At 36.0% G+C, this 22,202-nt stretch carries 22 protein-coding genes and 1 other annotated feature; of the genes, 6 read left to right on the top strand and 16 right to left on the bottom strand.

Features of this window, described 5'->3' with window-relative positions:
* Window positions 1-121: 121 nt before the first annotated feature.
* Window positions 122-346 carry a DUF1128 domain-containing protein gene (locus ACUXVC_RS02320; protein ID WP_000366196.1) on the top strand — a complete coding sequence of 75 codons (225 nt, stop codon included), beginning with the start codon at window positions 122-124 and terminating at the stop codon, window positions 344-346.
* A 193-nt stretch (window positions 347-539) separates the two neighbouring features.
* Window positions 540-3,206: a cation-translocating P-type ATPase gene (locus ACUXVC_RS02315; protein ID WP_095691459.1), complete on the top strand. Its 2,667-nt coding sequence runs from the start codon at window positions 540-542 to the stop codon at window positions 3,204-3,206.
* A 35-nt stretch (window positions 3,207-3,241) separates the two neighbouring features.
* Here the strand turns inward: ACUXVC_RS02315 and ACUXVC_RS02310 are convergent, their stop codons facing one another.
* The 7 genes from ACUXVC_RS02310 to ACUXVC_RS02280 all read right to left on the bottom strand — a co-directional run bounded on the left by ACUXVC_RS02310 (window position 3,242) and on the right by ACUXVC_RS02280 (window position 9,822).
* Window positions 3,242-4,324: a toxic anion resistance protein gene (locus tag ACUXVC_RS02310; RefSeq protein ID WP_001064413.1), complete on the bottom strand. Its 1,083-nt coding sequence runs from the start codon at window positions 4,322-4,324 to the stop codon at window positions 3,242-3,244.
* Between the two features lie 18 nt (window positions 4,325-4,342).
* Complete coding sequence (locus tag ACUXVC_RS02305; RefSeq protein WP_095691460.1) at window positions 4,343-5,974, bottom strand: YceG family protein; 1,632 nt, start codon at window positions 5,972-5,974, stop codon at window positions 4,343-4,345.
* 109 nt (window positions 5,975-6,083) lie between these two features.
* Window positions 6,084-6,875 (bottom strand): TerC family protein, encoded by a 792-nt coding sequence (locus tag ACUXVC_RS02300; protein WP_023520991.1) that lies wholly within the window; start codon window positions 6,873-6,875, stop codon window positions 6,084-6,086.
* A 72-nt stretch (window positions 6,876-6,947) separates the two neighbouring features.
* Window positions 6,948-7,526 (bottom strand): TerD family protein, encoded by a 579-nt coding sequence (locus tag ACUXVC_RS02295; protein ID WP_000236649.1) that lies wholly within the window; start codon window positions 7,524-7,526, stop codon window positions 6,948-6,950.
* Between the two features lie 85 nt (window positions 7,527-7,611).
* Entirely contained in the window at window positions 7,612-8,196 is a 585-nt protein-coding gene (locus ACUXVC_RS02290; protein ID WP_000146729.1) for a TerD family protein, read from the bottom strand.
* Window positions 8,197-8,218: 22 nt separating this feature from the next.
* Window positions 8,219-8,815, bottom strand: a complete 597-nt coding sequence (locus tag ACUXVC_RS02285; protein ID WP_001121586.1) for a TerD family protein — start codon at window positions 8,813-8,815, stop codon at window positions 8,219-8,221.
* A 128-nt stretch (window positions 8,816-8,943) separates the two neighbouring features.
* The gene (locus ACUXVC_RS02280) at window positions 8,944-9,822 is read right to left on the bottom strand and encodes an ROK family protein (RefSeq protein ID WP_089170354.1); all 879 of its coding nucleotides are present in this window, start codon (window positions 9,820-9,822) and stop codon (window positions 8,944-8,946) included.
* 201 nt (window positions 9,823-10,023) lie between these two features.
* On the opposite strand from ACUXVC_RS02280, the gene ACUXVC_RS02275 reads away from it, so the two are divergent.
* The gene (locus ACUXVC_RS02275; RefSeq protein WP_446025914.1) at window positions 10,024-11,049 is read left to right on the top strand and encodes a cell wall anchor protein; all 1,026 of its coding nucleotides are present in this window, start codon (window positions 10,024-10,026) and stop codon (window positions 11,047-11,049) included.
* A gap of 115 nt (window positions 11,050-11,164) precedes the next feature.
* Here the strand turns inward: ACUXVC_RS02275 and proS are convergent, their stop codons facing one another.
* Both proS and ACUXVC_RS02265 read right to left on the bottom strand, forming a co-directional pair.
* The gene (proS, locus tag ACUXVC_RS02270; RefSeq protein ID WP_446025913.1) at window positions 11,165-12,595 is read right to left on the bottom strand and encodes a proline--tRNA ligase; all 1,431 of its coding nucleotides are present in this window, start codon (window positions 12,593-12,595) and stop codon (window positions 11,165-11,167) included.
* Between the two features lie 47 nt (window positions 12,596-12,642).
* Window positions 12,643-12,849, bottom strand: a binding site (T-box leader).
* A 93-nt stretch (window positions 12,850-12,942) separates the two neighbouring features.
* On the bottom strand, window positions 12,943-13,236 hold the full coding sequence (locus tag ACUXVC_RS02265) for a YesK-like family protein (RefSeq protein ID WP_000383860.1): 294 nt from the start codon (window positions 13,234-13,236) through the stop codon (window positions 12,943-12,945).
* Between the two features lie 153 nt (window positions 13,237-13,389).
* Between ACUXVC_RS02265 and ACUXVC_RS02260 the strand changes: the two genes are divergently transcribed.
* Together ACUXVC_RS02260 and ACUXVC_RS02255 are read left to right on the top strand one after the other, a co-directional pair.
* Entirely contained in the window at window positions 13,390-14,703 is a 1,314-nt protein-coding gene (locus tag ACUXVC_RS02260) for an alkaline phosphatase family protein (protein WP_053565342.1), read from the top strand.
* A 108-nt stretch (window positions 14,704-14,811) separates the two neighbouring features.
* Complete coding sequence (locus tag ACUXVC_RS02255) at window positions 14,812-16,095, top strand: MFS transporter (RefSeq protein ID WP_000738820.1); 1,284 nt, start codon at window positions 14,812-14,814, stop codon at window positions 16,093-16,095.
* Between the two features lie 69 nt (window positions 16,096-16,164).
* Here the strand turns inward: ACUXVC_RS02255 and ACUXVC_RS02250 are convergent, their stop codons facing one another.
* The 7 genes from ACUXVC_RS02250 to ACUXVC_RS02220 all read right to left on the bottom strand — a co-directional run bounded on the left by ACUXVC_RS02250 (window position 16,165) and on the right by ACUXVC_RS02220 (window position 19,652).
* A complete protein-coding gene (locus tag ACUXVC_RS02250) occupies window positions 16,165-16,416 on the bottom strand; it encodes a helix-turn-helix transcriptional regulator (protein WP_095691464.1) in 252 nt (83 codons plus the stop codon).
* A 56-nt stretch (window positions 16,417-16,472) separates the two neighbouring features.
* Window positions 16,473-17,705, bottom strand: a complete 1,233-nt coding sequence (locus ACUXVC_RS02245; RefSeq protein ID WP_098975830.1) for an MFS transporter — start codon at window positions 17,703-17,705, stop codon at window positions 16,473-16,475.
* 66 nt (window positions 17,706-17,771) lie between these two features.
* A complete protein-coding gene (locus ACUXVC_RS02240) occupies window positions 17,772-18,353 on the bottom strand; it encodes a TetR/AcrR family transcriptional regulator (protein ID WP_001254447.1) in 582 nt (193 codons plus the stop codon).
* A gap of 80 nt (window positions 18,354-18,433) precedes the next feature.
* On the bottom strand, window positions 18,434-18,577 hold the full coding sequence (locus tag ACUXVC_RS02235; protein ID WP_000817985.1) for a hypothetical protein: 144 nt from the start codon (window positions 18,575-18,577) through the stop codon (window positions 18,434-18,436).
* Window positions 18,578-18,702: 125 nt separating this feature from the next.
* The gene (locus ACUXVC_RS02230) at window positions 18,703-18,942 is read right to left on the bottom strand and encodes a hypothetical protein (protein WP_089170349.1); all 240 of its coding nucleotides are present in this window, start codon (window positions 18,940-18,942) and stop codon (window positions 18,703-18,705) included.
* 13 nt (window positions 18,943-18,955) lie between these two features.
* Complete coding sequence (locus ACUXVC_RS02225) at window positions 18,956-19,270, bottom strand: thioredoxin family protein (RefSeq protein ID WP_064532164.1); 315 nt, start codon at window positions 19,268-19,270, stop codon at window positions 18,956-18,958.
* Window positions 19,271-19,280: 10 nt separating this feature from the next.
* Window positions 19,281-19,652, bottom strand: a complete 372-nt coding sequence (locus tag ACUXVC_RS02220; protein ID WP_017657409.1) for a DnaJ family domain-containing protein — start codon at window positions 19,650-19,652, stop codon at window positions 19,281-19,283.
* A gap of 371 nt (window positions 19,653-20,023) precedes the next feature.
* Between ACUXVC_RS02220 and ACUXVC_RS02215 the strand changes: the two genes are divergently transcribed.
* Complete coding sequence (locus ACUXVC_RS02215) at window positions 20,024-22,048, top strand: glycosyl hydrolase family 18 protein (RefSeq protein WP_064532162.1); 2,025 nt, start codon at window positions 20,024-20,026, stop codon at window positions 22,046-22,048.
* Window positions 22,049-22,202: the final 154 nt, after the last annotated feature.

The following is a 22,202-nucleotide window of genomic DNA, read 5'->3' as shown; positions in this document are numbered from 1 at the left end:
ACAACCAATTATGAAATATAAAGGAAATCCCTACTAATTTAATAGGATTGAAAAGATTCATTAACGAAAATGATAAAAAATGTTAAGATAGCCTTATGTTATTTTAAAGGGGGACACTTCGGTGGATTTATCCGTAAAGTCAGAAGAAAACGTTGAATACATGGTCGAAGCTATTAAAGAAAAATTACGTATGGTTAATGCTGGAGCGATGAGAGCTGCTAGTTTTAACGAAGAAATGTACGAAGATTTACGTGACATTTATGATCATGTTATGAAACGTGAAACATTCAGCATTAGTGAAATGCAAGCTATTACAGAAGAATTAGGTACATTAATTAAAAAGTAAAAAGGGCCTCGCTTATATGAGGCTCTTTTTTACTTCCAACAAATTCATGACAACTCTTCTCTTTTCCTCAACCAACTGTAAAATATTGTACAATAGAAGTAGAACCTCACCTTAGATTTTTTCTCCATACATACTACTCACAAATAATAGCAACACTACCATTGCTAACTGTTTTTACTGGAGGTGCTTACTTATGAGCAATTGGTACAGTAAGACGAAAGATCAAACATTGATTGACCTAGAAACAAACGAACAACACGGTTTAACAGATGAGATTGTAAGTGAACGTTTAAAGCAATACGGTTCTAATGAATTAGCTACAAAACAAAAACGCACTTTATGGCAGCGTATTTTCGCCCAAATTAATGACGTCCTCGTATATGTCCTTATTATTGCTGCCCTTATTTCTGCCTTTGTAGGTGAATGGGCGGATGCCAGTATTATCGCGCTTGTTGTAGTTTTAAATGCTGTTATCGGTGTTGTCCAAGAATCGAAAGCAGAACAAGCTTTAGAGGCATTGAAAAAGATGGCAACACCTAAAGCTATCGTCAAGAGAAATGGTGAACTAAAAGAAATTCCATCTGAGCACGTCGTTCCAGGGGATATCGTTATGCTCGACGCCGGACGATATATCCCATGCGATTTACGCCTTATTGAAACCGCAAATTTAAAAGTTGAAGAATCTGCTCTAACTGGTGAATCTGTCCCTGTTGATAAAGATGCAATCTACCACCCTTCCATGCAAAGTGATGAGCAAGTACCACTCGGCGATCAAAAAAACATGGCCTTTATGTCTACTCTTGTAACATATGGAAGAGGCGTCGGTGTTGCTGTTGAAACTGGAATGAACTCACAAATTGGTAAGATTGCTACCCTTTTACATGAAGCAGACGATGATATGACACCACTTCAAAAAAGCTTAGCACAAGTCGGAAAATATTTAGGCTTTGTCGCTGTAGCTATTTGTATCGTTATGTTCCTCATCGGTTTTTTACAAGGCCGGGATACGTTAGAAATGTTTATGACTGCTATTAGTTTAGCCGTTGCAGCTATTCCAGAAGGCTTGCCAGCTATCGTTTCCATCGTTCTTGCAATTGGTGTGCAACGTATGATTAAACAAAACGTTATCATTCGCAAACTACCAGCTGTTGAAGCCCTCGGTTCTGTCACAATTATTTGTTCAGATAAAACAGGTACGTTAACGCAAAATAAAATGACCGTTACTCACTTTTATAGTGATAACACATACGATCGCTTAGAAAGTTTAAATGTAAATAATGATGCGCAACGTCTATTGTTAGAAAATATGGTGCTATGTAATGATGCATCTTACAATAACGAATCACAAACGGGAGACCCGACTGAAATTGCACTTCTCGTTGCTGGAACCACTTTTAACATGCAAAAAGATCATTTAGAAAAAATACATGAACGTGTTAACGAAGTACCTTTCGATTCAGATCGTAAAATGATGTCAACTGTACATACATACGATGAAAGCTACTATAGCATGACGAAAGGCGCTATTGATAAGCTCTTACCTCGATGTACCCATATTTTTAAAAACGGCAAAATCGAGATTTTAACTGATTCTGATAAAAATCAAATATTAGAAGCTGCCGGAGCAATGTCTCAAGAAGCTTTAAGAGTACTTTCATTCGCATTTAAACAATACAATTCAAACGATGTGGATATAAATCATCTTGAAGAAAATCTTATCTTTATTGGTCTTGTCGGTATGATTGATCCACCACGAACTGAAGTGAAAGATTCTATTACAGAATGTAAAAAAGCCGGTATTCGCACAGTTATGATTACTGGTGACCATAAAGATACCGCCTTTGCAATTGCCAAAGAACTTGGCATTGCTGAAGAAATATCGGAAATTATGATTGGAACTGAATTAGATAACATTTCTGATACAGAACTAGCTAGCAAAATTAATCATTTAAATGTATTCGCTAGAGTCTCTCCAGAGCATAAAGTGAAAATTGTAAAGGCATTACGCGCGAAAGGAAATATCGTTTCTATGACTGGTGATGGCGTCAATGATGCACCATCTTTAAAGCAAGCCGATGTCGGCGTAGCGATGGGCATTACAGGAACAGACGTTGCAAAAGGGGCAGCGGATGTTGTGTTAACAGATGATAATTTTTCATCTATCGTGAAAGCTGTTGAAGAAGGTAGAAATATTTATCGCAACATAAAAAAATCAATTCTCTTCCTACTCTCTTGTAACTTCGGAGAAATTATCGCTTTATTTTTAGCAATTTTACTCGGCTGGGCAACACCACTACGACCTATTCATATTTTATGGGTGAATTTAATTACAGATACACTGCCTGCATTATCACTTGGGGTTGATCCTGAAGATCCAGATGTGATGAAGGAAAAACCACGACATGCAAAAGAAAGCTTATTTAGTGGCAGCGTTCCTTTCCTAATTTTCAATGGAGTTATCATTGGACTTTTAACGCTAATAGCTTTTATCGCCGGAGCAAAATTCTATACTGGAGATACAAATTTATTCCCTCTTTTCCCAGAGCGAATTGATGACGATGCTCTATTACACGCTCAAACGATGGCATTTGTCGTTCTTAGTTTTTCTCAGCTCGTTCATTCATTTAACTTGCGTTCAAGAACGAAATCAATTTTTTCAATTGGGATCTTTACAAATAAATATTTAGTTTTCTCCCTTCTTATCGGTGTTCTTATGCAAGTTTGTATCATCTCCATCCCGCCCCTTGCAAATATATTCGGTGTACATGCATTAACGATGCGAGATTGGGGATTTGTTCTCTTATTGAGTATCATTCCACTTATTGTGAATGAGATTATTAAATTAGTGAAGAGAAACTAAAAGGCAATGAGGAATATTCCTCATTGCCTTTTCATTTATCCTTGTAATTCTTTTTTGATATTCTCTGTTAATGTAGCCATACGCTTGCGGCTTTCTTCACGCTCACGTTTATTTTGTTCTTCAATTTGTTGTGTTTCTTGCATACCTCTTGAAATAATGTTCCAAGTTTCCTCAAGTGTTTCCATCTTAATACTAGAAGAACCTGATAATCTCGCTACTTCTACACTTTGCGTTGCGATATTTTGTGCATTTTTCTTAAGTAATTCATTTGTACGGCGATCCAGTTCAGCCATAGAATCTGCAACAAGCTTTTGGCGCTTGGCATTTACCGCTTGAATGATACCATTTTTAAAGATAGGAATCGTTGTAATAAATGCTGTATTGATTTTACCAATTAATTTATTATTACCACGTTGAATCATGCGAATTTGCGGCGCTGTAAGTAGCGCAACCATACGCGCTTTTTCTAAATCATCAATACGTTGCTCTAAAATTTCAACCGAGTTTTTAAGCGACTCTAATTCAATACCTGCTAATTGATCATTATTACGCACGCGCTCTTCATACATCGGAACTAATTCTGTATTTAAACGCTCTAATAACATTTCTCCTGCTACTACGTACTTCTCTAAGTCTAAATAATATTTTAAGTTTTGCTCATACAAGCCATCTAACGTTCCAATTGATTTTTTCATCTCATCTTGGTACTTCGTAATTTCCACATAAACCTTATCAATTTCGCGGCCCATCGTTTGATATTTACTAAAGATTTGTTCTATCATTTTATCCGCTTTTTTGAACATGCGCGAGAAGAAACCACTTTTTTCTTCTGCAAAGTCTTTACTATCAAATCTGTCCATAATTTTACCAAGTTGCTTTAACAATTCACCAGAATCTTCTATCTTTGATAATGACATTGTATGTAAAATTTGATCAGCAAAACGTGAAATTTCCATAGAAGGTTCTTTTCCAAGTTCAATTAATTCCAATTGATCTTTAATATCTACTGCGTTATAAATACGTTGCACATCTGCATCTTGTCTAAGTTGCAAGCGAACATCTTGTGCGGTTTGCTCATTCAATTCAGTTTTCGAATCTAGTACGACTGGGTTATTCATATGGTATTCTCCCTTTCCTTATAAAAATGGACGAAATAGTCCTTTTATTGTTTGTGATAAATTTTTATAGGCTGATGAACCATGAAACTCAAGATCGAAATTAACTTCTTCAAGCCAATGGGAATCAAATGCTCCCGCTTCAACATATGGTTCAATATCGTTTCTGCCCGTGGGATTGAAATGGAATACATCTACTCCAATTTGATTCAAAAATAGTAATAAAACAGCGTCAGAACGAGTTAATTCTCCGCTCTTCTCATTATTAAATATAACAATTTTCGGTACATCTTGTGAATAATCAAATTTCTCAAGCTGTTCTAAAATATTGGGTGGTATTTGAGAAAGTTGTGCGAAAACATATAGCGCTACATCTTGTTTCGTCTCTTTCGCAATTGGTTTGCATATTTCACTTTCGCACGTATGGATAATCGCCTCTGCAATCCCATGTTGTAAACCTTCCGGTAAACGCTTATGTGGCCACCAATGGCTATTCATAATTAGATCAGGATGTAATTTTCCAGCTCGGTCCAATGCATCTCGATAATGATATTGGAAGTTTGCTTTTTGCTCTTTCGTAAACGGGAATGTATTAATTAATAAACTGTTATCAAATGATGTAACCGCCTTTAATCGTTGAAAATATTCTTTATCATTCTTTGAAACGCCTGATATTTTCGCAAATAAAGAAGGAATATAAATATGTTTATTTTCAACAAAGAATGTTGGACGTACAAATGCCTTTTCTTTCGTAATTAAAAAGAGTTCATCATATGTCGTTTTTAACGTACGTGCTACAGGTGTATACGAACGGAATTGCCACGGTTTATATAATAGTGAATTATCGTGGTGAAGTACTTGTTCAATTTCTTTCGAAGCTTGATACGCTACTGTTGCAACACGCTCGCGGCGGCGATCAGGGAATGGTTCAAGAGAAATGCGACCCGGATGGGACATAATAAAAGTTCTTCCCTCTTCATCAATATTTTCAAATCCATCTTTTCCTTCGGGGTGATAATAAAGCACATCACAACCGAGCATAATAAGAAAATATAAGAAATATATACGGCTTTCCTGTGCATCACCATACCAAACGATACGTGGCATCCGTTTCTTATAATTAATCGTAGAGAACCACTTCGCTACGTAATTTTCGCTTAGTTTAATTATGTCGATTAAGAAACGACGGAAGCCTTCTGTCTTTAACGACTGATTATGTTGTTTCTCATATAATTTCAATACTGCAATAAACGTCGTATGTATGTAATGCTGTAAATCAGGGTTGTCTACTTTCGGTAAAAGTTGTTTCCCAGATAAGTGTGCAACTAACCTATTTACTGTCAGACCATTTGGTGCTTCTTGATGTAATCCGAACACTTCTTGAATATGACGAAGCTTTTCTGAATCAATCACTTTGTTTAAATTTTGTTCGTGTAAAACTTCGATTCCTTTCGCTTCACTATAATCAAACAGTTCATTAAAATATTCATCTACATCATTAGGAACGCCAAGGATTCGACATGCTATATAACTAAATTTCATCTCATTCTCTGTCAGCTCATATTGTGGGCGTTTTTCTAAAAGCGCTTCAAATTGCTTTAAATCTGATTCATCTTTTAATGCATATGGTTGAAGTGTAAAACGTGAAAACACAACAGTTCACCTCCAAAAACATTTACGTTTTTTCTAAGTCCTTCTTCTATTATAAACTATTTTTGGTTATAAAAAATGGGCGCTCGCAAAACGAGCAAACCCATTTCAATTATTTATTGTCTTCTTTAGTAGCTGCTACTTCTTCTTTAGCTTGTCCAGAATTCTTCATGTAGTGAAGTATAAATGTTGCTCCAAATGCTACAACCAAAATAATGAAGAACACTGTATGGCTTATTTCAATATGAATAACAGACAATAACATTTTTGCTGCAATAATTAAAATTAAAATATATGCTGTCGTTTCAAGTTCTGGAATACGCTCTAACAATTTTAAGAATACACCAGCGATACCACGCATCATTAAAATACCTAGCATTCCGCCTAATAGTAAAATCCAAACTTCATTAGATACACCAAATGCAGCAAGTACGCTATCTACAGAGAATGCGATATCCATTAATTCAACCATCGCAACTGTTCCCCAGAAGACACCGAACATTCTGAAGAGAATACTATTTTGGTTCATACCATGAGATTCCTCTTCTTCTGCATTACCTTTTCTTTTATCAATGAAGTATTTAACTGAAAGCCACGCTAAGTAAAGTGCACCTAACACTTTTACCCATGCTAATTTAATTAAGAACATCCCGATTCCAATCGCAATAAAGCGGAACACATAAGCTCCAATAAGTCCATAGAATAATGCTTTTTTACGTTTTTCTTCCGGAAGGTGTTTTACCATTACCGCTAACACAAGTGCGTTATCAGCAGATAACAACCCTTCAAGTACAACAAGTGTACCTATTAATCCCCAAGATACTGGATCTTGCAACACTTTAATCCACATGTCCAAGTCGAAAAACTGAGCATACGTATCAAGGATTCCTTGCAAAATACTCATCTTACCTTTATCCCCTATTCTTTGCTAGATTTATAGAAAGGTCAAAAAAAGGAAACGAATATCGTTTCCTTTCTATGCATCCAAGCCATACGCTCTTACAAGCGCACCTAAACCACCTTGGAATCCACTTCCTACTGCATTAAACTTCCACTGTCCATTATGACGGTATAATTCACAAAAGACAACTGCTGTTTCGATGGAGAAATCTTCCCCTAAATCAAAACGAAGAACTTCTTCATTCGTCTCTTCATTCGCTAAACGAACAAACGCATTTCCAACTTGTCCAAAGTTTTGACTACGGCCTTCTGCATCATAAATCGTAACTGTAATAGCAATTTTATGAACATCTGCTGGAACCTTCTTCAAATCTACAACAAGTTGCTCATCGTCGCCTTCGCCTTCGCCTGTACGGTTATCTCCTGTATGTAAAACAGATCCACAAGGAGACTGTAAATTATTATAGAAAATAAAATCAGTTTCCTTCGTACATTTTCCGTTTGCATCTAATAAAAAGGCAGATGCATCTAAATCGAAATCTGATCCACCGTCATAAGATTTAATATCCCATCCAAGACCAATTACTGCTTTTGTTAAACCAGGGCTTGTCTTACCTAAATCGATTTTCTGTCCTTTTTGTAATTGAATAACCATCTATATTCACCTCTATATTTTTATCTTTAAAAATATATCCATCGGTATACACGCCTTTCACCGATGGATATATAAATCAAATCTATTACTCTACATCTAAACCAAAATTATTACATAGAGACGCTAATCCACCTTGGAATCCACTTCCGATTGCATTGAATTTCCAGTCACCTGCATGACGATATAATTCACCTACTACTACGGCTGTTTCAATAGAGAAATCTTCTCCTAAATCGTAACGAATTAATTCTGCATTCTTTTCTTCATCTAAAATACGTACGAAAGAGTTAGAAACTTGTCCAAAGTTTTGGCTTCGTCCTTCTCCATCGTAAATCGTGATTGTGAAGCAAATACGTTCGATATGTGCAGGTACATTTTTCAAATCTACTTTAATCGATTCGTCATCGCCTTCACCTTCGCCAGTTCGGTTATCTCCTAAATGCTCTACAGCACCATTCGCACCTTTTGGGTTATTATAGAAGACGAAATCCTCTGCACCTGAAACTTTACCGTTAGCACCTACTAAGAAAATACTAACATCTAAATCGAAATCGTTTTGTCCATCATAACGATTCGTATCCCAACCAAGTCCTACAAGAACTTTTGAAAGACCTGGATTCGTTTTTGTTAAGTCTACCTTTTGTCCTTTTTTCAATGAAATTGATGCCATACACAATTCCTCCTCGGTTATTTTATTGATAACGTGATACAATCTCACTTAAGTTTTTATCTTGTGTTCCTTCTCCAACTGCTGAAAACTTCCATTCACTTCCGTGACGATACATTTCACCTGCAATTAGAGTCGTTTTGCCAGCGTAATTATCCGATAAATTATAGCGTGCTAATTCTTCACCAGTTTGCGGGTTTTGAATACGAATATATGCATTACGAATCATCCCGAAATCTTGACGACGATTTACACAGTCATAAATATTTACAACGAATACTAAACGATTAATACGGCTCGGAACTTTATGTAATTCTACGAAAATTGTTTCGTCATCACCAGCGCCTTCGCCTGTTAAATTATCTCCTGAATGAATAATACTACCACAAGTAGAAAGTTTATTTCCGAAGTAAACTAAATCATTTTTGTTTAAAAAACGATCTCCTTCTAACATAACAACAGATGCATCACAATCTACATTTGGTTTACTTCCAAATAATGAAGACAGAAATCCACCTGATTGCCCAATTGGATCCCAGCCTAAGCCAACCTGTAGTTTTGCTACTTTTGGTTGTCCTTTCGTTAAATCGATCTTTTGACCTTTTTCTAAAATAATAGGCATGAAGTTTCTCCCTTTCTACAAAGCATTTTCCAAATCGGAAAATATTGTATTCTTCTCTTATATTGTAGCATTATTTACCTAGCGATAAAAAGGATAAATTCTCAGTTATATGAAAACATTCATATAATTTACTTATGATGATGTAAGAAGTGGTAAATAGCACCAATCATTCCTGCACAATTACCGTTTTGCGCAAGTTCAATCTCACAATTATTATAAATCTCTTGATTTAAGTATTTACTGACCTCCTCTTTTACTTCTTTTAAAAACTCATTTCCTCTATCGGTAATTCCTCCACCAATAATAATCGTTTCTGGATTAAAAATATAAGCAAGATTACTAATTCCGATCGCCAAATGTTTAAAGAAGATCCCAACTGCTTGAGCAACTTCCCGATCTCCTTTATCATACAACTCGAAAATTCTTTTCCCATTCCACTCGCCTTTGCCTTTATATTTTCTTACAAGCCGAATTAATCCTGAAATCGAAGCAACCTCTTCAAACGTTTTTCCTTCTATTAACATATTCCCCCATTCACCAGCACTAAATGAATGTCCTCGGTACAATTCTCCATCTATAAAAATTGCTCCCCCAATTCCTGTTCCAAGGGTGAGCATAATAAAGTTCTCTTTCTCTCTTCCACTACCATTCCACTTTTCTCCAAACGCTGCACAATTCACATCATTGTCAATCGATACTGGTACTTTTAATATCTCTTGCAATCTATCAATAATAGGAATAGTACTATATCCCGGAATATGATCCGCACCTCCCGTCACAATTCCTTTATTAATATCAACAATTCCCGTAGTGCTAATACCAATTCCTGCAATAGTATGTTCATTCATTATTTTTTTGGATACATATATAAGTTTTTGAATAATTTGTTCTCCGCCTAAATGAATTTCTGTTGCAACTGTTTTACGCTTTAATACTCTCCCTATTTCTGAAACAATGCCACACTTAATTTGCGTACCGCCAATATCAAACGCTATGTACTCTTTCATCTACTGCCACTTCCTCTACCGTTATGAATGTAAATTCTCCGCCTCTACTATTTGTAGGAAATCTACATTAACTCTTTTCTGCTTTGACAAATACACCACCTTTTTCTATATATAGTTTTTTTTGCATAAAACTCTTTTTCCTAAGAAATATTACAAAGGGATGTATTTTAGATGGAATATTAATTTCTTAGGAGGAAAACCATGACGAAAATCTTCATTTTAGCATCAACACTCTCTTTATCTTTTTTTAGCGGTTTAAATATCGGTAATGCTGCAACCGAAAACTTCCATCCATTAACAAACGCTGTTGTACAAAATAGCGATCATTTTGCAGAAGGAAATTTAAAGGATAATAATAAACCTCCAGGAAATAACGGTTCTCAGGACGATAGTGGTTCTGGCGGCAGCGGCTCTGGCGGCAATGGTTCTGGCGGTAACGGTTCTGGTGGCAGTGGCTCTGGTGACAACGGTTCCGGCGGTAACGGTTCTGGTGGTAGCGGCTCTGACGGCAGTGGTTCTGGTGGCAACGGTTCTGGTGGCAATGGTTCTGGCGGTAACGGTTCTGGCGGTAACGGTTCTGGCGACAGTGGCTCTGGTGGTAACGGTTCTGGTGGTAACGGTTCTGGTGGCAATGGCTCTGGCGGCAATGGTTCCGGCGGTAACGGTTCTGGTGGCAGTGGCTCTGGTGACAATGGTTCCGGTGGTAACGGTTCCGGCGGTAACGGTTCTGGTGGCAATGGTTCTGGCGGTAACGGTTCTGGTGGCAGTGGCTCTGGCGGCAATGGTTCTGGCGGTAACGGTTCTGGTGGCAGTGGCTCTGGTGGCAATGGTTCTGGTGGTAACGGTTCCGGTGGTAACGGTTCCGGTGGTAACGGTTCCGGTGGTAACGGTTCCGGTGGTAACGGTTCTGGTGGCAATGGTTCTGGCGGTAACGGTTCTGGTGGCAGTGGCTCTCACGGCGGTAATGGCTCTCAAGGTGGCAATCGTGTTAAAGGTGATAGCAGTTCTCAAGGGGGTAATGGCTCTCAAGGTGGCAATCGTGTTAAAGGCGATAGCAATTCTCAGAAGGGCAACGGTTCTCAAGGTGGTAATGTAAAAGATAATACAAAAAAACAAGGTGATAAATTACCTAATACTGCAACGCATTACCCTATATCTATTTTAATGGGTCTTTCAACATTCCTCATTGGTATGTTACTGTTTATTCGTCGTAAAAACGTAAAATAAGAACAACATCCTTCCATCTAAAAAGTACATGAAATAATGTATAAAACTAAAAAGGGCTTTGGATTGCATTTTATTATGCAGCCCAAAGTCCTTTTTATCACCTATCAAAAGAGTATTAATACGCTTTTCCCCAATACACCATTTGTTTAGCTTCTTTACCACAACAAATACATTCTTCAGCTAAATGCTCTTGCTCAAAAGGCATACAACGTGAAGATACTCCCACTTCTTCTTTTAGTTTCTCTTCACAAGCCAATTCCCCGCACCACATTGCTTTAATAAAGCCTTGCTTTTCGTCAGCTACTTTTTTCATCTCTTCGAAATTTGTCACAGCATACGTATTCTCATCGCGAAATGCTTTTGCTTTATTAAATAAAGAACTATGAATTTCTTCAAGTAATGCTGGAATACGTTCTTCTAATTGATTCATTGGTACAAATTCTTTTTCCTTCGCATCTCTTCTTACAAGTACAACTTGATTCTTTTCAATATCTTTAGGACCAACTTCTAATCGAATTGGAATACCCTTCATTTCATACTCATTAAATTTCCAACCAGGCGTTTTATTACTAGCATCTATTTTTACTCGTGCAACCTTTTGAATATGTCCTTGTAACTCTGTTGCTTTTGCTAAAACTCCTTCTTTATGCTGAGCAATTGGTACAATAACAACTTGCACTGGAGCGACTTTTGGTGGCATTACAAGTCCATTATTATCGCTATGAACCATTATTAGCCCGCCTATCATTCTTGTTGATACACCCCAAGATGTTTGGTGCACATATTGCCATTTACCGTTACAATCTAAAAACTTAATATCAAATGCTTCTGAGAAATTCGTCCCAAAGTTATGAGAGGTTCCTGTTTGAAGCGCTTTTCCATCATGCATTAAACTTTCAATTGTATAAGTTGCCTTTGCTCCAGCAAACTTCTCTTTTTCTGTTTTTTGTCCTTTAATAACTGGTATCGCTAAATAATCCTCACAGAAAGAAGCATATAAGTTTAAAATATTTAATGTTTCAACCTGCGATTCTTCTGCCGTTTCATGGATTGTATGACCCTCTTGCCATAAAAATTCAGTCGTACGAAGGAATGGTCTAGTTGTCTTCTCCCAACGAACTACTGAACACCACTGATTATATAACTTTGGCAAATCATTATAGGATTGCACAATTTTTGAAAAGTGCTCACAGAATAAAGTTTCAGATGTAGGACGTACACAAAGTCTTTCCGCTAACTTTTCATCCCCGCCATGTGTAACCCATGCTACTTCAGGAGCAAATCCTTCAACATGATCCTTCTCTTTTTGCAATAAACTCTCTGGGATAAACATTGGCATATATACATTTTCATGGCCAGTTTCTTTTAACTTCTCATCCATCACCTTCTGCATATTCTCCCATAAGGCATAACCATACGGACGTAAAATCATGCACCCTTTTACACTTGAATAATCAACAAGTTCGGCTTTTTTTACAATATCGGTATACCACTGCGCAAAGTCCTCTTCCATCTTCGTAATGGCTTGCACTTGTTCTTTTGCCATAGTCAGTCTTCCTCCTTCTAGAAAATACAAAAAAGCCCGCGTCCCTAAATAGGGACCGAGCTTTGCCGGCGTTACCACCCTGATTCATGCACAAAAATTGCGCATGCTCTCTTTTTGATAACGGGAAATTCCCGCTGCATATGCAGAACTCAAAGGCAGGTTCCATATTGCCTTTTTAAGAATCTTTCAGCCTGGCGGATTCTCTCTCTGCTAAAAAGGTTGAATATGTACTAGTCCTTTTTCATCGTTATAACGAAATAAATTTGTTGATTATCATAATACAAATTCTTTTTTAAAACAATAGCTAATTTTCTTATTATTATATATTCTTTTCATTTTTTACAGTTTTATACGTAGCTTTTTCGAGAGATTTTTACAAGTTGATGTGCAATCATACCAATAAGTGTACCTAGTAGAACGAAGAAACCAATAAATCCATATCCCATTCCTTCCCACCCACCAATAACCATCATGGTAACAGGAAATGATGCTAAGCAAAGAAGTATTACAATCAGTGCAAATATAATATCAAACTGTTTGTCTGGAAAACGTTTCTTTAGTAAATATGAAATAGCAAATACAAGGAGAATTGTGATGCCACCAATGATGTAAAATATACCGAATCCATCTAACCAGTCCATACTATTCCCTCCGTCCATAGATTCCCTTATACTTATTATATGTTTAATTTTTCTGAAAATAAACAATAAATTTTATTCAGAAACATATTTTTATTACTAGGTATTAATAGTAATATATAATAATAGGTTTTATATAATTAGGAGGATTACTTTATGGATAAAGCATTAACGAATCGTGTCATTATTTTATCATTCGACTGTTTATCAGCTTTAGATTTTCCTATACTACAAAAACTACCTCATTTCCAATCTCTAATAAAAAAGGGCACGGTTGTCGAAAAAGTAGAACCAATTTATCCTTCTGTAACATATCCAAGCCACTCAACAATCGTAACCGGTAATTACCCTAACAAGCACGGTGTTGTTAGTAATACGTTACTTCAACCAGGACGTGAATCACCTGATTGGCATTGGTACCGAAAATCGATAAAAGGAACAACATTGTATGATGAAGCGCGTAAAGCAAATTTAACGACAGCTGCCCTTCTATGGCCTGTTACTGGGAGAGCAAACATTGATTACAATTTACCAGAAATTTTCCCCAATAGACCTTGGCAAAATCAAGTGTTAGTTTCCTTATTTAGCGGTAGCCCACTATACCAATTAGATTTAAATCTTCGTTTCGGCCATATAAGAAATGGTTTATCACAACCAGAGCTGGATGATTTCGTCCTCGCCTCTGCTGTACACACCATTCAGACGAAAAAGCCTAATGTTATGTTCGTACATTTCACTGATTTAGACACGCAAAGACATTATCATGGCTTTGAATCTAACGAAACAATAGCTGCAATTCATAGACATGATGAGCGGCTCGGGAAAATTATTCAAACTTTAAAAGACAGTGACCTATACGAAGAGAGTACAATTATCGCTCTTGGTGACCATAGCGCTTTAAGTGAAAACAAAGCGATTCAATTAAATGTGCTATTCCAACAAAAAGGCCTCGTATCTATAAATAAAAAAGGGCTATTAGTAGATTGGAAGGCCTATTGTCAAAGTTGCGACGGGTCTGCCTATGTATATGTGAAAGACAAAAATGATACGGATACAATTCGAGAAGTACAACTACTCCTTGAAGAACTGCTGCAAAATAAACAGAATGGAATTGAATTTATACTTCATGATGAAGCTGCGAAAGACTGCGGTGCAGATGGTAATTGTTTATTTATGTTAGAAGCGCAAGAGGGGTATTATTTCACTGAAAACTATACAGGAGATTTTATAAAAGACATTACTGAAAAAGATGTTACGCCTAGTAAAAAATATACATTTGGTACGCATGGATACTCTCCAACAAAACCTAACTATGAAACAATTTTTATCGCTGCTGGAAAAGGAATAAAAACCGGCGTTACCGTCCCGTATATGAGACTTATTGATGAAGGTCCAACTATCGCTAGACTACTCGGTTTACACTTAGGCGAAACAGACGGATCAATTGTAGAGGATTTACTCCAATTGTAAAGAACTGTGTATATATGTAAAAGTTCTGTAAAAATCATCACTGTTTCTCTTTTTATAATTTTTATTTTTGTACACTGTTAGTAGAACAAATTTAAGGGGGAACACTATATGAAAAAAATGTCCAGACAAGAAAAAAGCTGGATATTATACGATTGGGCGAACTCGGTATATTCGCTCGTCATTACAACTGCATTATTTCCAATTTACTTTAAAGCAGCTGCAAAAGAAGCCGGGCTATCTGGTGCAACTTCAACAGCATATTGGGGATATGCAAACTCGTTCGCTACACTTTTAATTTCTATACTTGCTCCTATTCTCGGCACAGTTGCTGATTATAAAGGATTTAAAAAACGATTTTTCACATTCTTCTTTGGACTTGGTATCGTATTTACAAGTATGTTAGCAGTCGTTCCAACATCTCAGTGGTACTTATTATTAGGATGCTATATGCTCGCCTTAGTTGGTTTTGCTGGAGCCAACATTTTCTATGATGCATTTTTAGTAGATGTCACTTCTGAAGATAGAATGGATCGAATTTCTACAAGAGGTTTCGCTTTAGGCTATATTGGGAGTACTATTCCTTTTATCGGTTGTATCGCTCTTATTATTCTTGCTCAAAAAGGAACTATCCCTTTATCAGTAGGCATTGCTAGTCAAATTTCATTCGCGATAACAGCTCTTTGGTGGGGGTTATTTACAATTCCGATGCTTAAAAACGTAGAGCAAACACACTATATTGAGCGTCATCCAAGACCTATTAAAATGAGCTTCAAACGTCTTGCTGATACTTTTAAAAATATTAAAGAATATAAAACTGTATTTATGTTTCTAATTGCTTACTTTTTCTATATTGACGGAGTCGATACAATTATTACTATGTCTACAGCTTACGGAACCGATCTCGGTATCAGTGCAACGAACCTATTAATCATATTATTTGTAACACAAATTGTCGCTTGTCCATTTGCGTTACTATACGGAAAACTATCTGAAACATTTACTGGTAAAAAAATGTTATATGTCGGTATCATTATTTATATCATTATTTGCACATATGCTTATTTCTTAAAAACGACACTTGATTTTTGGATTTTAGCAATGTTAGTTGCTACATCTCAAGGTGGTATTCAAGCACTAAGTCGTTCATACTTTGCAAAACTAGTACCAAAAGAATCTGCTAATGAATTCTTCGGATTTTATAATATCTTTGGTAAGTTCGCCGCAATTATGGGCCCGGTATTAGTCGGTGTTACAACGCAATTAACAGGAAAAACAAACGCTGGTGTTCTTAGTATTATTGTATTGTTTATTATCGGTGGATTCTTACTCACTAGAGTTCCAGAAAATAATACATCTGTTACACCACCTAGTCCAAAGACTAAAACGCTATAAGAAAAGATCCTCTTCTCATAAGAAGAGGATCTTTTTTATTTTTAACAGTGCGCCTTATAATGAACGACTCTACTGCTTGTACAAAAATAATTTATCAACAGTTGTTCCTAATACTTCAGCTAAACGGAATGCTAACGCTAAGCTTGGATCATATTTATTATTCTCAATTGCATTTATCGTTTGTCTAGAAACCTTGCATTTATCAGCTAATGCGCCTTGTGAAATATTATTTTCAGTGCGTAATTCATAGATTTGATTTTTCACACCATTGCTCCTAACCTGTAAAATCATTTTTACAACATCAGTATATAATTGGCTCATATAGTTGTCAAAAGTTCCTCAAAGAAAAAGGGAGCAATTTTGCTCCCTTACAATAGTTATTTCGAAGCTAACGAATTTGTTAGTTCCTCTTTATTAGCGACAGCTTCTTTCTTTATTTGCATACGTAGAACTGGCCCTATCGCTAATAAAATAAGTGCCATCGCTATACAAAATACAGTAACTAGTGAAGTTAGTTCCTTTAATCCTCCAGCTAGTGAAGTTCCAATTAGCATTGCCCCCATAAACAGTGGTAAAATCGTCCCATTTACTCTTCCAACCATATTTTCTGGTACAAGTTGAATCATAAGCGTACCGACAACAATATTAACACAAGCTAAACAAATACCTGTTCCAAATCTCATGAAACTAGTAATCCAAAATGATGTAGATAGCCCTTCTACTAAAAATGATATCGCTAATATGCCCATACCGAATACAAACATCTTTTTCGGATTCACTTTTGAAGCGAAAATTGCAGCAACAATACCACCGATTAACATACCTATTCCATCAGCTGCTGCTAAATATTGAACAGCTTCTTTTTCCATGCCTAAACGTTCAATTACAAGAAACACCTCTAATGGAGTTGTTAATCCAACAGCTAAACCCATAATTGTAAAAGTGATCGTAATCATACGTAAATTTTTCGTGTGAAGAACGTATTTCCATCCTTCTTTTATATCATTTTTTAATGAATCTCTTGCCACTTGCTCTTTTTCAACCCATTTTGGTAAAAATGAAAGGGCGATAGCCGATAACAAAAATAGAATGATTAAACTATATAGTGATGTAAATAAGCCAAGTTGTGTATACACAATTGATCCTACAACTGGTCCAAAAATCATAAATAATGACTGTAATGTTTGGTTAAATGCAATCGCATTTGCTACCTGTTCTTCTTTTACATAGCGCTTAAATATACGCGACGATGACGGTTGAGAAAACTGACCTACAATCGCGGAAATGAGTGTTGCAAAAAATATAGCCTGCCAATAATCCAGCTTTAACAACAGGACAATTCCTATAATAGACAGTACACTCAACAAATCTCCAGCGACCATTGTTCTTTTCGGATTCCAGCGATCTGCTAATGCACCACCAATGAACGAGAAAATAAAGATAGGTGCATACTCCATGACAGATAATAGAGACACTGAAACTGGATCATTATTTGTCCGCTCCATTATGAAATATAAAAGAGCCATATTTCTGATCCAAATTGCAAATTGTTGTAAAATATCAGATGCCATAACGAGCATAAATGCTCGGTTTTTAAATAAAGCTTTCACTTTCATCCCCCTTCCATAAACCGACCGTTCGGTCTAATTTGTTTTGTAAGAAAAGCAACTGACTTATTATTCAGCTGCCATTCCTTTTAACAATACATCTATTGCCTTTTTATAAATACGTTTCAGCTCTTTATAATCTAACTCGTAGTAAAGTACTCCAAGCCCTGATAATAATCCGTTCACAATATACATAAGATCACGAGCATTATCTTCACGGAACTCTCCAGACTGTATACCTGCTTCAATTAATTTCTCAAACATAACATATGATTCTCTAGTTAAAGCTAACAGTTCATCCAGAATCTCTTTACTTACAACTTGGCTCATAGAGAATTCCTCTATTGCATTTGAAATTGGTTGCTGTATGTCCTCTACATGATATTCCGCGAGACCATATAGTTTTTCAGTACTAGTACTATACAACTTCTCTTTTTCATTCCATTTTTCAACCCAATCATACGTATGCTGTTTCACTACAAATAAAAATAATTCTTCTTTACTTTTAAAGTGATAATAAATGCTTCCTTTACTTCGCTCTGTAATTTCACAAATCTCTTCCATAGATGTAGCTGCATAGCCCTTCTGTGAAAATAGACTTTCTGCTTTATATGCAATTTCTTTCTTTATCTCTTCTGCACTTCTTCTCATATTCACACCTCTTTAAACCGACCGTTCAGTCTAATGATAACAAATCAAAAACCTCTATCGCAAGAGGCTATATTCCTTATTTAAGAAAACGTACTTTCAAACCAAGTTCGAATCATATGTATTGTTCCAAATTTAAATGCTAATTTAACAAGAATTACACCTCCCGCAGCTAATAAAAACAACACTACTTTCCCCTTATTTTTCACTTTCGGTTCCCTTTTCATTTCCATTCCCCTTAGTATGTTAAAAATATTAATCAAACGTTTGTTTAACTGTGTTTATGCATATGTAAGCCGACTAATCAAACGTTTGTTTAAAAAGAAATACGCCTATATAAGGCGCATTTTCATCAATCACCACCGCAGCTTCCTCCGCTATCTCCCCCAAAAGACCCTCCACAATCATGTGAGCCACCATCATGCGAGCTATCATTATCAGATCCAGCAAAGAAAAATAATGGTGATGAGCTGTTAGATGAATTATGAATGTTATTTTGTTTTGTAAGATTTACCTTCTTTTTGTTCGATCGAACTGCTGTTACAATTATTCCAACTACAACAAATAATAGTATGACAATAATAAATTCCATATAAAAGCCTCCCTTATTCCTCGAATAATTGAATGGTTCTCTCTAGATTTTCAAGTGAAATGAAGCGCGATTCTCGAAGGATCTCTTTTCCATTATAAAATAATAAAATTGTCGGTCCTGTAAATACGGCATATCGCCCCGCAATCTCTTGCATGTCTTGTAGTAATATCTCTATTTTCTCTACGTAATCATAATTCTCTAATACGCAATTTACTTTTCTTAGCATAACATCACAAACACCACAATTTTCCGTTTTAATAAACAGAAGTACCAATTGTTGTTCTTCGATATAGGTCGCTAATTCTTCTATCGTTTTAAATGTAGTCATCTTATCCCTCTTAGCGTAATTTACGAAATACTTTTTCTTGATACATACGAAAAGCTGAACTATCTTTAATCTTTCTCTTTTCCATTACCTGCTGAAAACGAAGCGTTTTTACTGTTAACTCTTCTCTTAATTTCTTTCTCTCTTCTTCATCATAACAGCAAGCAATTAGATCCTCTATTTTTAATATATCTTTTTGTAGTTCCATTTCTGGTGGAATCATTCCCGCATTTTTTAAAATTTTATAACTCATTCTAAGTTCTGGAGGTACCATTGAAAAATCTTCTAATTGTAGTGGTTTTCCTTTTCCCGGAAGATAATCAAGATCACCGTTCCGTATTGCTTTTCGAATTTTTTCTTCAGCAATGTTCAAAAACACATCCACACTATTCCCTCCTTTACATATTTTTACTATTATTTTACATGATATTTCCTTATCTTTCTACGTCTTTAATAATTGGCTCCATACAATTTTTTCTCAAATTTATTTATAATGAGCTATTTCCTCCCATACCGATCTTTCGTTTTCATATATAGTTTGTATTCAAGCCTTTTTGTATTGAGAAAGTCTTTTACAACTGAATAAAGCGTTTACACTAAATCTTACATTTGTTACGATTTAATCACCCCCAGCTCCCTTGTATAGACTTCGTGATGTCTGATCATTTTATCTAGACGTTTCATACGTCTAGATTCATTTTGATTTATTGGCGTATGCCTTTAAATATATCTTTTATTTTGAAAGGAGAAATGGCTATGAGGTCTCAAAAATTCACACTGCTATTACTATCTCTACTACTTTTCTTACCTCTTTTTCTCACAAATTTTATTACTCCAAATCTCGCATTAGCAGATTCACCAAAGCAAAATCAAAAAATTGTTGGGTACTTTCCTTCGTGGGGCGTTTACGGACGTAATTATCAAGTTGCTGACATTGATGCATCAAAACTTACTCACCTTAACTATGCTTTCGCGGATATTTGTTGGAATGGAAAACATGGAAACCCTTCTACTCATCCTGATAATCCAAATAAACAAACGTGGAACTGTAAAGAATCTGGTGTACCATTGCAAAATAAAGAGGTTCCTAATGGTACTCTCGTACTCGGGGAACCATGGGCTGATGTTACCAAATCGTATCCTGGCTCAGGTACAACTTGGGAAGATTGCGATAAATATGCCCGTTGCGGAAATTTCGGAGAACTAAAACGATTAAAAGCTAAATATCCTCACTTAAAAACAATTATTTCCGTTGGTGGCTGGACTTGGTCTAACCGCTTTTCTGATATGGCCGCTGATGAAAAAACAAGAAAAGTATTTGCTGAATCTACAGTAGCTTTTCTTCGCGCATATGGGTTTGATGGCGTAGATTTAGACTGGGAATATCCGGGCGTTGAAACGATTCCTGGTGGTAGTTATCGTCCTGAAGATAAACAAAATTTCACTCTCCTTCTTCAAGACGTCCGAAATGCTTTGAATAAAGCAGGTACTGAAGATGGCAAACAATATTTACTAACAATCGCTTCAGGTGCAAGCCAACGCTACGCTGATCATACAGAGCTAAAGAAAATTTCTCAAATACTCGATTGGATTAATATTATGACATATGATTTCCACGGCGGATGGGAAGCTACTTCTAATCATAATGCAGCTCTATATAAGGATCCAAATGATCCAGCAGCAAATACGAATTTTTACGTAGATGGTGCTATAAATGTTTATACAAATGAAGGTGTTCCAGTCGATAAACTAGTATTAGGCGTACCCTTTTACGGACGTGGCTGGAAAAGTTGTGGCAAAGAAAATAACGGACAATATCAACCTTGCAAACCAGGTAGCGATGGGAAACTTGCTTCTAAAGGTACTTGGGATGATTATTCTACCGGTGACACAGGTGTGTATGATTACGGTGATTTAGCAGCCAATTACGTTAATAAAAATGGTTTTGTACGCTACTGGAATGACACAGCTAAAGTACCTTACTTATATAATGCGACTACAGGCACATTTATTAGCTACGATGACAATGAATCTATGAAATATAAAACAGACTATATAAAGACGAAGGGTTTAAGTGGAGCAATGTTTTGGGAACTAAGCGGGGATTGCCGTACAAGTCCAAAATATAGTTGTAGTGGTCCAAAATTACTTGATACGCTAGTAAAAGAATTACTTGGTGGACCTATTAGTCAAAAAGATACTGAGCCACCAACGAATGTTAAAAATATTGTAGTTACGAATAAAAATTCAAACTCAGTTCAATTAAACTGGACTGCATCTACTGATAACGTAGGAGTTACGGAATATGAAATTACTGCTGGAGAAGAGAAATGGAGTACAACAACAAATAGCATTACAATTAAAAACTTAAAACCTAATACAGAATACACATTTTCAGTAATTGCCAAAGATGCTGCTGGAAATAAATCACAACCTACCGCTCTTACTGTCAAAACGGATGAAACTAATACGACACCTCCTGATGGAAATGGCACTGCTACATTTTCAGTCACTTCGAATTGGGGCAGCGGTTATAACTTCTCGATTATAATCAAAAATAATGGAACGACTCCTATTAAAAATTGGAAATTAGAATTTGATTATAGCGGCAATTTAACACAAGTTTGGGATTCTAAAATTAGTAGTAAAACAAATAATCATTATGTAATTACAAACGCAGGATGGAATGGCGAAATTCCTCCTGGTGGATCTATTACAATTGGTGGTGCAGGAACAGGTAATCCTGCCGAAATTTTAAATGCCGTCATTAGCGAAAACTAGACGTAATATCCATTAATTATTTCACTAAAGTTTGAATTTAGGTTCGAGCAAGACTTCCTAAATTCAAACTTTTAATTTTATGAAAAATCAAAAATATCATAATAACCTATTATAATTATATTTAGTTTCTAATATGAAGTTTATATGAAGTTCA

It is taken from the genome of Bacillus sp. N6 (genome assembly GCF_052805735.1).
This window is presented reverse-complemented; position numbering and strand designations above follow the sequence as displayed.